Below are 12,623 nucleotides of genomic sequence, written 5' to 3' on the forward strand. Positions count from 1 at the left end.
ATAGGGCTATGCAAGGGTTGTTCTACCAGCGATTGGGTTCGCCCCCGAACGCAACCCCAAGAGATTGTGCCAAACCGCGAAGAGACGCAAGGGGGTGAGGGGGTGGTTCGAGGCTCGGTTCGTCGCGTTCGGCTGAGCACTGGCCGACCGGCATATTCGCGACGCGTGGAGTTCTGCGGGGTTCGCGATGTGCAAGGGGACGAAGCGGGAACGAAAAATTATTTCGGGCTGGGAAGTGGCAAATGTTTCTTCGCGAACGGCAACGTTGCGACGGCCACCAGATCTAGGGGTCGGCTGTCTCGTTTCGGTGCGATCCTCGCCGCCCTGGCCTGCGGCTCAGCCCTCGATGATCGTGCGGATCTGCGTGGCGAGCGCTTCCATCGCGAAGGGCTTGGTGATCATCGACATGCCCGGCTCGAGAAAGCCCGACGCCAGCGCCGCATTTTCCGCATAGCCGGTCATGAACAGCACGCGCAGCCCGGGACGCATCATCCGGCCGGCATCGGCGACCTGGCGGCCGTTAAGCCCGGGTAGCCCGATATCGGTGACGAGCAGATCGATCCGCTCCATCGTCCGCAAGCAGTCGAGCCCGGCCGGGCCGTCATGCGCCTCGACCGCCTGATAGCCGAGTTCGCCGAGCACCTCGACGATCAGCGCGCGGACGACCGCATCATCCTCGACCACCAGCACGATCTCGCCCGCGTTGGTGGCATGGTCCTGAGTCAGCCCGGGGAGTGCCTCGCCCTGCTCCGCCTCGCCATAATGACGGGGGAGATAGAGCTTGATCGTCGTGCCGTGGCCGACCTCGCTGTAGATCCTGGCATAGCCCTCCGACTGGCGGGCGAAGCCATAGATCATCGAGAGGCCTAGACCCGTCCCCTGGCCGATCGGCTTGGTCGTGAAGAACGGCTCGAACGCCTTGGCGATCGTGTCGGCGGACATCCCGGTGCCGGTGTCGGAGACGCAGATGCAGACATAATGCCCCGGGCGGACGTCGCGCTGGCTGGCGGCGAAATGGTCGTCGAGCAGCGCGTTGCGGGTCTCGATCGTCAGCACGCCGCCATCGGGCATCGCATCACGCGCGTTGATGACCAGGTTGAGCAGCGAGTTTTCGAGCTGGTTGGGGTCGCACAGCGTTGTCCACAGACCGTCCGCGAGCACCGTCTCGAACGCGATCTGCTCGCCGGTGGTGCGGCGGAGCAGGTCTTCGAGCGAGGCAATCAGCGCGTTGGCCTGGACCGGGCGCGGATCGAGCGGCTGGCGGCGCGAGAAGGCGAGCAGGCGGTGGGTCAGCGACGCCGCACGGTTGGCGGCGGTGGTCGCGCCGGTGATGAAGCGATCGAGTTCGTCGATCCGCCCTTGCGCGACGCGGCGCTGGACGATCTCGAGGCTGCCCGTGATGCCTTGCAGCAGATTGTTGAAATCATGCGCAATGCCGCCGGTGAGCTGGCCGACCGCCTCCATCTTCTGCGCCTGGCGCAGCGCCTCCTGCGCCTCGATCAGTTCTTGCGTACGGTCGCTGACTCGCTGTTCGAGATCGGCGTTGAGCGACTGCAGATCCCGTTCGAGCCGCTTGCGGTCGGTAACGTCCGCGCCCTCGACGAAGACGCCGACGACCGCACCGGTCGCATCGCGGATCGGCTGGTAGACGAAATCGACATAGCGATCGTTGATCGGCCCGCCGGGTTCGGCCTGGACGGCATAGAGCATGCCCGTCGCGGTAAACGCGACGCCGCTGGTGAACACCCCGTCGAGCAGGTCGAGGAAACCCTGTTCGACCGCGTCGGGCAGCGTCTCGGCGACAGTGCGGCCCAGCACGTCGCGGTGGCCGATCAGCTTGTCATAGCCGGGGTTGGTCAGTTCGAAGCGGTGCTCGGCGCCGCGCAGCATCGCCATGAAGGTCGGCGCCTGCGCAAACATCTGGCCCATCCGCTCGCGCTCGTCGCGCAGCGCGCGTTCGGTCTGGACTCGCTCAGTGCTTTCATAGGTCGAGCAGAACATGCCCGCGATCGCGCCACTGTCGTCGCGGAGGGGCGAATAGGAGAAGGTGAACCAGGCCTGCTCGTCATAGCCCTTGCGGTTGGTGACGAGCGGCAGATTCTCGAAGAACGACGCGTCTCCGCCAAGCGCCTTGTCGACCAGCGGGCTGATATCGCTCCACACGTCCGCCCAGACATCCGCAAACGGCCGGCCGAGCGCGGCGGGATGCTTGTCGTGCATGATGCGTGCGTAATGGTCGTTGTAGAGGAAGCCGAGCTCGTCCCCCCAGGCAAGGCACATCGCGAATTCGGACGCGAGCATCAGCGAGACGATCGAGCGCAGCGACTGCGACCAGCCCGCGATCGGGCCGAGTGGCGAGGACGACCAGTCATGCGCGCGGATCATCGCGGCCATCTCGTCGCCGCCGGTCAGGAAATCGGCCTGGGCCGTCTGTGAAGTCATCTCAAGATCCTGCCGGGTCGCACACCGGGTCGAATTTTACTTCGACGGCCGTTGGATACGGGCCTGCGCCTTGCGATTCCATCGTTTTGGACGCGGTTCGACAGGTCAACGGCACAGTTCGTCGGCCAGCTGGGTCAAGCTGCCGACGGAAACGTCCCAGTCCTGCGCGGCATCGGCGTCGGGCGCGGCGCGACCGCCATATTCGTGCGGGCGATCGACATAGGCGGTCTGCAAGCCCGCCGCGCGCGCCGCGGCGAGGTCGCTATGGTGCGCGGCGACGAGGCAGAGCTCGGACGGATCGATCGCCAGCAGGCGCGCGGTGGCGAGGTAGGATTCGGGCAGCGGCTTGTAGACTCGGCTGACCTCGGCACCCAGGATCGCGTCCCAGGGGAGACCCGCGCGGCGCGCCATGTCGAGCATCAGTGCGATGTTCCCGTTGCTCAGCGTCACGATCGGGAACCGGGTTTTCAGGCGGGCGAGGCCTTCGACCGAGTCGGGCCATGGGTCGAGCCGGTGCCAGGCGTGGGTCAGGTCGTCGAGCGTGGCGTCATCGATCGCCGCTGGATCGATGCGGTGATGGCGGAGGAGATCCTCGAGCGCTTCGCGGTGGAGCGTGTCGAGGATGACGAACGGCCTGCGACCGCTGCGCACCTCTTCGAGTGCGGGCTGATAGCGTTTGCGCCAGCCATCGGCGAAGACATGCGGGTCGATATCGCTGCGGTCCAGCCGCGCGAGGACGGGCGCCGCGTCGCGCGCGATCCCCGATCGCCAATCGACGACGGTGCCGAATACGTCGAAGGCGAGGGCTTTGATCGGTGCGCGGTTTACCATGAAGGAGAGACGGCGACAGGGGGCGGTTGGTTCCCCCTTGGCTCGCCATTTTCCCCGTCTCCCCAAGCCCGGACGAACGTCCGTTGCCGATCATCCCGCCCGGCGGATCCGCGATGCCTGGCCGTGGTTCAGACGGTCGAGGTTGAACGCCTCATGGAACTCGATCCCCGCCTTGCCGTCGCGCGCCCAGCGGACGCGGGCGGGGGTGAGCTGGTCTTCGAGCAGCTCGATCTGCATCTCGACGCCATAGGGATCGCCGTCGATCCGGAGCCCGTCGACCATCGCCCCCGAGGTCGAGATGTCGCGGATGCGGACATCGCCGCGCACGCCCCCGATCATGATGCGCGCGGAGCGCAGCATCTTGGTCCGCGGCGCGCGGCTGACCTTGAAGCCGCTCGCGGTCGCCGTCCCGTTCTCGACGCCCAACTGGCGCATTGCCTCCTCCGCGCGCACCGGGCGGCCATAGACATAGCCTTGGATGTGGCTGCACCCCAGATCGCGCAACAGGTCGATCTCGTCCTGCACCTCGACGCCTTCCGCGGTGGTTTCCATGCCGAGCGTGTCGGCCAGCGTCACGATCGCCTTGATGATCGCGGCGTTGCGGTTGCCGGGTTCGGCCGCGCCCTTCACGAACGACTGGTCGATCTTGATCTTGTCGAACGGCGCGTTGCGTAAGTAGCCGAGCGACGAATAGCCGGTGCCGAAATCGTCGAGCGCCAGTCGCACGCCGACGCCCTTGAGCGCCTTGAACATCTGCTCGGACGAGCGAGTCTCGTCGAGGAACACGCCCTCGGTGATTTCGAGCTCGAGCCGGCGGGGCGCGATCCCCGACTGGGCGAGCGCGCTGGTGACGATCGCGGGCAGCACCGGGTTGGCGAACTGGATCGGCGATACGTTGACCGCGACGCGGATGCCGTCGGGCCAGCGCGCCGCCTCGATGCACGCGGTGCGCAACACCCATTCGCCGATCGCCTCGATCAGCCCGCATTCCTCGGCGACCGGGATGAAGTCGGCGGGCGAGACCATGCCACGAGTCGGGTGGTTCCAGCGGATCAGCGCCTCATAGCCGACGATCCTGACGGTCTTCGTGCTGACGACGGGCTGGTAGCAGAGGTGGAACGCGCCTTCCGCGACCGCGACGCGCAGATCGTCCTCGAGCAGTTTGCGCGTCCGCGCGCCCGCCAGCATCTCGTCCGAGAAGAACCGGTGGACGCCGCGCCCGTCGCCCTTGGCGGCATAGAGCGCGAGATCGGCGTTGCGGACCAGCGTCTCGGAGGTCTCGCCGTCGTCGGGGGAGATCGCGATGCCGATCGAGCAGCCGATCGTGACCGCGGTCCCGCTGATGAAATAGGGCTGCGACAGCGACGCGATCAGATCCTTGGCCAGCGTCGCCAGCGCATCGCGGTTGCCCATGCCCGGCAGCACGACCTTGAACTCGTCGCCGCCGAGCCGCCCGACCAGCCCGGCATCGCCGACCCCGCGCTGCAGGCGTTGCGCGACCTGCTGCAGCAACGCGTCGCCGGCCGGGTGGCCGAGCGTGTCGTTGACCGCCTTGAACCGGTCGAGATCCATCAGGAACAGCGAGGTCGCGCGGTAGGGGCCGGTGTTCTGCGCCAGCGTCTTTTCGAGCGAGATCCGCATCCGCTGGCGGTTGGCAAGCCCGGTCAGGCTGTCGAACAGCGCCAGGCGCGTGATCTCGGCCTCCGACTTGCGCTGTTCGGTCAGGTCGCTGCCCGAGCCGATAAAGCCCTGGAACCGGCCGAGATCGTCGACCACCGGACGGCCGGAGATCGACCACCATCGCTCGCACTGCTGCGCGGCGGCGCACACCGAATACTCCGCGAACGAGGTGCGCGACGAGATGTGGAAGGCGAGCGTACGTTCGGTGCCGGGCGCGTCGCTGTCCATCCGGAACAGGTCGGTCAGCAGCTGGCCGACCGCAGTGCCCGACGGCATGATATCGCGCGCGACCTTGTCCGACAGATAGGTGACTCGGCCCTGGCGATCGGCTTCCCAGAACCAGCCGGCGCCGTGATCCTCGAACTCGGTGATCATCTTGACCGCGATGCGGCCTTCGTTCGACGCGGTCTCGCGGTCGAGTTCGCGCGCATGGTCGATCCGCGCGAGGCTGACGGTCGCGGCGATCAGGCAGCCGAGAAACGCCAGTGCGATCGCGACCGACACGCTGGGCCCCGCCAGCACCGCGAGCGCCAGCACGAGGCCTGTCGCGAAGCCGAGCGTCGCCGCGCGGATCGGGTGGAGGCTTACCGCGGTCACGCCGATCAGGCCGCCGACCGCGATCGTGCTGTCGAGCTGGATCGCGCCGTCGGGCATCGTCGTGATCGCCCATAGCAGCGACGTCAGCGTCGCGGCCATCGCCGCCGCGCACAGCGTGACGATCCGGTTGCGCTTGTAGGACGCCAGCGCGCTGGCCGCGGGCAGGCGGACGGTCGCGAAGATCAGCAGCGAGCCGACCGCGAGGATGGCGGTATGGACCGCGATGCCGATGATCCGCTCCCCGGTCGACGTGCCGTCGAACAGCACGAGCGCGACGAGCAGCGAGCAGGTCAGGAGCTGGATCGCGAGCGTGAACGGCCAGACGACCGAGACCTGCGCGAGTTTCATCACGAACAGCTCGGTGACGGACGCGCGATCATTCTCGGTCAGGCCGAACAGCCCCTGCAAGGGCAGGCTGTGCGGCTGTCCGTCGGGGCCGCCGGGGGGGCGGGTTTGTGCGCGGCGATCGGCGGCGGGAAGCGGAGCGTACATCGGCGGCATCCTACCGGATCGAGGCTTGGCAGGCGGGACGACGATAGGCCTGGCCACGTCCATGGCGCCGGGATGCACGCGGTGTCCCTCGCATTCCGAACGTCCGAATTCGCAAGCCGGTCATCGTGTCGTCACCAGGGCGGGCTGGGGGGGGGGGAGCACGCGCGATGCCCGATCATTCGCGTACCAGGGTAATCGGCCCGAATTGGTTTCGTTCGGGTAAACGCGGCCATCCGTTCTCGCGCATAATCAATGGTTTCGAAGGGCAGGTCTGCGCGAAAACCTGGCACCTCGCGGCGCCCGCGGGGAATTTTCGAGGGATAGCTATGCGCGTTGTCGCGTTGAGCGCGCGACCCCTATCATCGAGGTATTTCCTATGAGCGCAGTTTCCACGATCACGTCCGCCCTTGGGCTGGGCAAGAAGAAGATCCGGTACGCGATCGTCGGGCTTGGCGACATTTCGCAGGCGTCGATGATGCCGGGTGTCGCGCACACCGGCAATTCCGAGATCACCGCACTCGTCACCGACGATGCGGAAAAGGCCCGCAAGCTGGGCAAGATGTACGGGGTCGAGGCGACCTATCGCTACGACCAGTTCGACGAACTGCTCGCGTCCGGCCTGATCGACGCGATCTATCTGGGGACGCCGAACTGGCGCCATGCCGAGTTCGCGATCCCCGCGCTGAAGGCAGGCATCCACGTGCTGTCGGAAAAGCCGCTCGAAATCTCGACCGAGAAGGCCGAGGCGATCCGCGATGCCGAGCGTGCGTCGTCCGCCAAGCTGATGACCGCGTACCGGCTGCATTTCGAGCCGTCGACGCTCGACGCGATCCGCCGCATCCGCGCGGGCGAGCTGGGCGACCTCGTCGCGTTCACCTCGTGCTTCATGCAGAAGCTCGATCCCGCCAACCACCGCGCGAAGAACGGCGTCGTCGGCGGGCCGCTGTTCGACATGGCACCATATCCGATCAACGCGACGCGCTATCTGTTCGGCGCGGAGCCGATCGAGGTCGTCGCCGCCGCCGCATCGCGGCACGCGGATTCGGGTTTCCCCGATCTCGACGACACCTATGCCGTGACGTTGCGCTTTCCCGGCGACCGGCTCGCGCAGTTTACCGTCTCCTATTACGCGAACAACGTCGACAGCCTGACGATCTCGGGGACGAAGGGCAGCATCCACATGGATCCCGCCTACGGCTTTGGCGATGCGATGGAGCAGCGTGTCACGATCGGCGAGAAGAAGAGCCATGAGAGCTTCAAGCCGACCGACCAGTTCGGCGGCGAGATGCGCTATTTCTCCGACTGCATCCTCGAAGACCGCGATCCCGAGCCCGATGCCGAGGAAGGGCTCGCCGACCTGCGCGTGATCGAGGGCGTGCTCGAAGCGCTCAAGACGGGCAAGGCGGTCACGCTGCCGCCGTTCCATCGCTCGCGCCGGATCTCGGCCGACCAGGAGCAGACGCTGTCGCCGATCAAGGTGCCCGAGCTCGTCAACGCCGCCAGCCCGACCGGCTGAGCGGAGGCTCCCCCTCCCCGTGCCGTCGCCCGGGGGAAGGGGGCACTCCTGCACCACCCCCGATCGTCATCCTGACGAAAGTCAGGATCCAGAGCCAAGATCGTTATGCCCGTGACCCTGGATCCTGACTTTCGTCAGGATGACGGTATGGGGAGGGTGAGGGAGCGTTCGATAAGCGGGTGAGTCAGAACACCGACGCGAGCGTCAGTTCGTCTCCGACCGTGGCGCCCCGCTCATCGTCACCGGTTGCGGCCCGGCTGCGGTCGCCTCGAGCGTCGAATCGCCGCCCAGCACGCGGTACAGCGTCACGCGGTTGCTCGCGCCGACCAGCTGCGTCGCGACGAGGTTGCGCTGCGCGGTGTAGAGCGATCGCTGCGCATCGAGCGAGTTGAGGAACGTGTCGATCCCGCCACGATAGCGCGCATCGGACAGGCGATAGGTGTCGAGTGCCGCGGCGGAGAAGTTCTGGTTCGCCTTCAACTGGTCGGCGATCGTGCCCTGTCGTGCGAGCGCGTCGGCAGTTTCCTGGAACGCGGTCTGGATCGTCTTCTCGTAGGTCGCGAGCGCGGCATCGCGTTGCGCCTTCGAATAGGCGACCCCGGCGATCCCGGCACCCGCGCGGAAGATCGGGTAGCTGATCGAGGGCGCGACCGAATAGTTGAACGCGCCGCCGCTGAAGAGCGAGGTCAGCGCGGTGCTTGCGAACCCGAGGATCCCGGTCAGCGAGATCTTCGGGAACAGCTCCGCGCGCGCTGCGCCGATCTCGGCGTTGGTGGCGCGCAGTTCATATTCGGATTCGACCACGTCCGGCCGACGCAGGAGGATGCTGCTGTCGAGGCCGGCGGGCAGCGTCGCGATGGTCGGCAGCGCCTGCTCGATCGAGGCGGGCAGCAGCGCCGTATCGACCGGCGCGCCGACGAGCAGTTGCAGCGCGTTGACGTCCTGCGCGAGCGCGGTGCGCTGTTGCGCGAGGTCGCTCTGCGCGGTGAACAGGATCTGCTGCGCCTGGCGCAGGTCGGTGCGCGGGGCGACACCGCCGCGCAGCCGCGCCTCGGTCAGCGTGACGCTGCGCTGCGAGCTGGCGACGGTGTCCTGCGCGATCTTGAGCAGGCTCTGGTCCGACGCATAGGTGAGCCAGGCATCGGCGATGTCGCCGACGAGCGTCAGCCGCGTCGCGCGCGCGGCGGCTTCGGTCGCGAAATAGCGATCGAGCGCGGCGCTGGTGAGCGAGCGGATCCGGCCGAACAGGTCGAGTTCGAACGCGGTCGTGCCGAGATCGACCGAGAAGGAACTGTTCGAGCTCGACGAACTGACCACCGATCCGGTGCTGCCGGTGCCGGTGCCGGTGCCGCCCGTGTTACCCGTTCCCGTATTACCCGTTCCGGTCCCGGTATTGCTTCCCGTCCCCGAGCCGCTCGTGGCGGTGTTGCGCGTGCCGTTGCCGCCGCCCGAATAGGTGTAGCGGCCGCTCGCATCGACCTGCGGCAACAGGTCGCCGCGCTGAATCCGGTATTGCGCGCGCGTCGCGGCGATGTTGGCGGCGGCGACGCGGAGGTCGCGGTTGTTCGCGAGCGCCTGGACGATGATCTGCTGGAGCCGCGGGTCGCGGAACACGTCGCGGTACGTGATCGCGGGCAGCGCCGCCTCGGACTGGCGCAGATAGGCGTCGCCGACCGGGAGCGACGGCGGCACCGGGAGTTCGGTGCGCGCATATTTGGGCGCGAGCGAGCATCCGGCGAGCGCGGTCGAGGCGGCGATAATCAGGACTAACGAACGCATCATGCGGGCTCCGGCCGATGAGGGCCCTGTGGTTCGGGTGGACCCAGCGGTTCCCTGTGGTCGCCGTCGTTTCCGTCGTGATGCGTGCCGCCCTGGTGACCGGTCGGGCGCCCACGCAGCTTGGCGATGCCGTCGCGCGCGCCGCGGCGGACGAGGACGAAGAACAGCGGGATGTAGAAGATCGCGAGGATCGTCGCGGTCAGCATGCCGCCGACCACCGCGGTGCCGATCGCGATGCGGCTGTTGGCGCCCGCGCCGGTCGACAGCGCGAGCGGCAACACGCCGAGGATGAACGCGAACGACGTCATCAGGATCGGGCGCAGACGGATCTTCGCCGCGGACAGCGCCGCCTCGATGACTCGCTTGCCCTTCTTTTCCTCCTGCTCGGCGAACTCGATCATCAGGATCGCGTTTTTCGCGGCGAGCCCCATCGTCGTGAGCAGGCCGATCTGGAGATACACGTCGTTGATCAGCCCGCGCAGCGTGACCGCGAGGATCGCGCCGACGAGGCCGAGCGGGATCACGAGCAGCACCGCGATCGGGATCGACCAGCTTTCGTAGAGCGCGGCGAGGCAGAGGAACACGACGAGCAGCGACAGCCCGTAGAGGATCGGCGCCTGACCCGAGGACAGGCGTTCCTGATAGGACAGGCCGGACCATGCGACCGACGTGCCGGGGATCTGCCCGGCAAGCTCGGCGATCCGGTTCATCGCGTCGCCCGAGCTGACGCCGGGCGCGCCCGAGCCCTGGATCTCGTACGAGGCGATGCCGTTGAAGCGCGACAGCGTCGTCGGCGCCTGTCCCCAGCTGGTCTTGGCGAAGGACGAGAACGGCGCCATCTGGCCGTTCGAGCCGCGCACGAACCACTGGCTGAGGTCCGACGGCTGCGCGCGGAACTGCGCGTCGCCCTGGACATAGACTCGCTTCACGCGGCCGCGGTCGATGAAGTCGTTGACGTACTGGCCACCCCAGGCAGTCGACAGCGTGGAGTTCACGTTCGCCTGGGTGAGCCCGAGCGTCGACAGCTTCTGCTGGTCGGCATCGACTCGCAGCGTCGCGACGTCGGGCAGTTCGGTGAGGCGGATCGCGGTCAGCGACGAATCGGCACGGGCGAGCGCGAGCAGCTTGTCGCGCGCGGCGTTGAACTCGACCTGCGTGAGGCCGCCGGCGTTCTGCAGTTCCATCGTGAAGCCGTTCGACGAGCCGAGACCACGCACCGCGGGCGGCACGAGCGAATAAACCTGCGCGTCACGGAAACCCGCAAATGCCTTCGACGCGCGTCCGGTGATCGCCTCGGCGGTGTTTTCCTTGCCCTCGCGCAGGTCCCATGGCGCGAACGCGATGAAACCCTGGCCGGTATTCTGTCCGCTCGCGCCACCGCCGCCGCCACCGCTGACGGTGAACATCGTGCGGACGTTCGCCTTCTCGTTGGTGTAGTAATATTGCTCGATCTGCTTCTGCAGCGCGAAGGTGCGGCCCTGCGTGGCGCCCGCGGGAAGCTGGAACTGGACGATGCCCGACCCCTGGTCCTCGGTCGGCAGGAAGCCCGTCGGCAGCCGCAGGAACAGCACCGCCAGCAGCGCGACGACCGCGGCGTAGATCAGCAGGAACAGCCACTTGCGGTCGATCACCGACTGCACCGTGTTGGTGTATTTCTGCGTGCCCTTTTCGAACCCGCTGTTGAACTTGTCGCCTGCGCGCGTGAAGAAATTCGCGACCTTGGGGAATTTGCGCTGGCCCCAGCTCTGCTCGGGGTTACCGTCCGCGTCGGTCTTCTTCTGCTTGAGCAACGTCGCGGTCAGCGCCGGGCTCAGGATCAGCGCGACGAGCACCGACAGCACCATCGCCGACACCATCGTCAGCGAGAACTGGCGGTAGATCACGCCGGTCGACCCGCCGAAGAACGCCATCGGCAGGAACACCGCCGACAGCACCAGCGCGATCGCAACCAGCGCGACGGTGATCTCATTCATCGATTCGATCGTCGCCTCCCGAGGCGTCATCTCGGGATTTTCCTCCATCAGACGCTCGACATTCTCGACCACGACGATCGCGTCGTCGACCAGCAGGCCGATCGCGAGCACGAGCCCGAACAGCGTCAACGTGTTGATCGAGAAGCCGGCGAGATAGAACACGCCGAACGTGCCGAGCAGCACGACGGGGACCGCGATCGTCGGGATCAGCGTCGCGCGCCAGCTTTGCAGGAACACGAACATGACGATCACGACGAGGATGACCGCCTCGATCAGCGTCTTGACGACCTCGTCGATCGACAGCTTGATGAAGTCGGTCGTGTCGTTGGCATAGGCGAACTTCAGGCCGGGCGGAAAGCTCTTGGCGGACTTCTCGACAAACGCCTTGACCAGCTCGGCGGTCTTGAGCGCGTCGGCGCCGGGGGCGAGCAGCACCGCGATACCCGCGCCGGGATGTGCGTTGACCCGGCTGCGTGCGTTGTAGTTCTCGGCGCCCAACTCGATCCGCGCGACATCGCGCAGTTTGACCGTGGCACCGGTGTTGGTGGTCTTGAGGATGATGTTGGCGAACTGCTCGGGCGTCTGGAGGCGCGACTGTGCGGTGACGGTCGCGTTGAGCATCTGCGTGTCGGGCTGCGGCTGGCCGCCGAGCTCGCCCGCGGCGACTTCGGTGTTCTGCGCCTGGATCGCGGTCGTCACGTCGCTCGGGATCAGCTGGTAGCTGGCGAGCTTGTTCGGGTTGAGCCAGATCCGCATCGCGTACTGCGCGCCGAACACGTTGCTGTCGCCGATGCCCGGAATACGGCCGAGCGGGTCCTGCAGGTTCGAGACGAGATAGTCGGAGACGTCCTGGTTGGTCAGCTTGTCGGTCTCGTCATAGACGCCGACGATCAGCAGATTGTCCGGGTTCGATTTGCGGACAACGAGGCCCTGCTGCTGGACCTGCGAGGGGAGGCGCGAGAGCGTCTGCTGGACCTGGTTCTGGACCTGGACCTGCGCGATGTCGGGATCGGTGCCCTTCTCGAACGTGACCGTGATCGTCACCGACCCGCGCGACGACGAGGACGAACTGAAATAGATCAGCCCGTCGATGCCCGTCAGCGATTGCTCGACGACTTGCGTGACGCTGTTCTGGATCGTCTGTGCATTGGCGCCGGGGAAGGTCGCGCGGACGGTCACCTGTGGTGGCGCGACGTCGGGGTACTGCGCGATCGGCAGGCTCATGATCGCGCCGATGCCGCCGAGCATCACGATGATCGCGAGCACCCAGGCGAAGATCGGGCGATCGATGAAGACACGGGAGAGCATGAGCG

Annotated in this window: 6 protein-coding genes and 1 pseudogene; 1 reads left to right on the forward strand and 6 read right to left on the reverse strand. The window is 66.9% G+C overall.

Annotated elements, in window-relative coordinates:
- Positions 1-336 precede the first annotated feature (336 nt).
- The 4 genes and pseudogenes from C8J26_RS03445 to C8J26_RS03455 all read right to left on the reverse strand — a co-directional run bounded on the left by C8J26_RS03445 (position 337) and on the right by C8J26_RS03455 (position 6,042).
- Positions 337-2,001, reverse strand: a complete 1,665-nt coding sequence (locus C8J26_RS03445) for an ATP-binding protein (RefSeq protein WP_425275394.1) — start codon at positions 1,999-2,001, stop codon at positions 337-339.
- A pseudogene (locus tag C8J26_RS21155) lies at positions 1,978-2,442 on the reverse strand (PAS domain-containing protein); the annotation flags it as partial. The gene C8J26_RS03445 and the pseudogene C8J26_RS21155, both read right to left, overlap by 24 nt.
- A gap of 105 nt (positions 2,443-2,547) precedes the next feature.
- Complete coding sequence (locus C8J26_RS03450) at positions 2,548-3,273, reverse strand: haloacid dehalogenase type II (protein WP_107956706.1); 726 nt, start codon at positions 3,271-3,273, stop codon at positions 2,548-2,550.
- 90 nt (positions 3,274-3,363) lie between these two features.
- Positions 3,364-6,042 carry an EAL domain-containing protein gene (locus C8J26_RS03455; RefSeq protein ID WP_244185136.1) on the reverse strand — a complete coding sequence of 893 codons (2,679 nt, stop codon included), beginning with the start codon at positions 6,040-6,042 and terminating at the stop codon, positions 3,364-3,366.
- Positions 6,043-6,418: 376 nt separating this feature from the next.
- Here C8J26_RS03455 and C8J26_RS03460 point away from each other — a divergent pair, with 376 nt between their 5' ends.
- Positions 6,419-7,558, forward strand: a complete 1,140-nt coding sequence (locus C8J26_RS03460) for a Gfo/Idh/MocA family protein (protein ID WP_107956707.1) — start codon at positions 6,419-6,421, stop codon at positions 7,556-7,558.
- Positions 7,559-7,762: 204 nt separating this feature from the next.
- On the opposite strand, the gene C8J26_RS03465 is transcribed toward C8J26_RS03460, so the two are convergent.
- Positions 7,763-9,340, reverse strand: coding sequence for an efflux transporter outer membrane subunit (locus C8J26_RS03465; RefSeq protein WP_107956708.1), 1,578 nt, complete (start codon positions 9,338-9,340; stop codon positions 7,763-7,765).
- Positions 9,337-12,618 carry a multidrug efflux RND transporter permease subunit gene (locus C8J26_RS03470; protein ID WP_107956709.1) on the reverse strand — a complete coding sequence of 1,094 codons (3,282 nt, stop codon included), beginning with the start codon at positions 12,616-12,618 and terminating at the stop codon, positions 9,337-9,339. Before C8J26_RS03470 ends, C8J26_RS03465 begins: the two co-directional genes overlap by 4 nt.
- Between the last annotated feature and the right edge of the window lie 5 nt (positions 12,619-12,623).

The organism is Sphingomonas aurantiaca, assembly GCF_003050705.1.
Classification (GTDB): Bacteria; Pseudomonadota; Alphaproteobacteria; order Sphingomonadales; family Sphingomonadaceae; genus Sphingomonas; species Sphingomonas aurantiaca.

Excerpts from the sequence above, each read along its gene's own strand:
- C8J26_RS03445 (WP_425275394.1), bottom strand. The coding sequence starts at position 2,001 with ATGTTCTGCTCGACCTATGAAAGCACTGAGCGAGTCCAGACCGAACGC.
- C8J26_RS03450 (WP_107956706.1), bottom strand. The coding sequence starts at position 3,273 with ATGGTAAACCGCGCACCGATCAAAGCCCTCGCCTTCGACGTATTCGGC.
- C8J26_RS03455 (WP_244185136.1), bottom strand. The coding sequence starts at position 6,042 with ATGTACGCTCCGCTTCCCGCCGCCGATCGCCGCGCACAAACCCGCCCC.
- C8J26_RS03460 (WP_107956707.1), top strand. The coding sequence starts at position 6,419 with ATGAGCGCAGTTTCCACGATCACGTCCGCCCTTGGGCTGGGCAAGAAG.
- C8J26_RS03465 (WP_107956708.1), bottom strand. The coding sequence starts at position 9,340 with ATGATGCGTTCGTTAGTCCTGATTATCGCCGCCTCGACCGCGCTCGCC.
- C8J26_RS03470 (WP_107956709.1), bottom strand. The coding sequence starts at position 12,618 with ATGCTCTCCCGTGTCTTCATCGATCGCCCGATCTTCGCCTGGGTGCTC.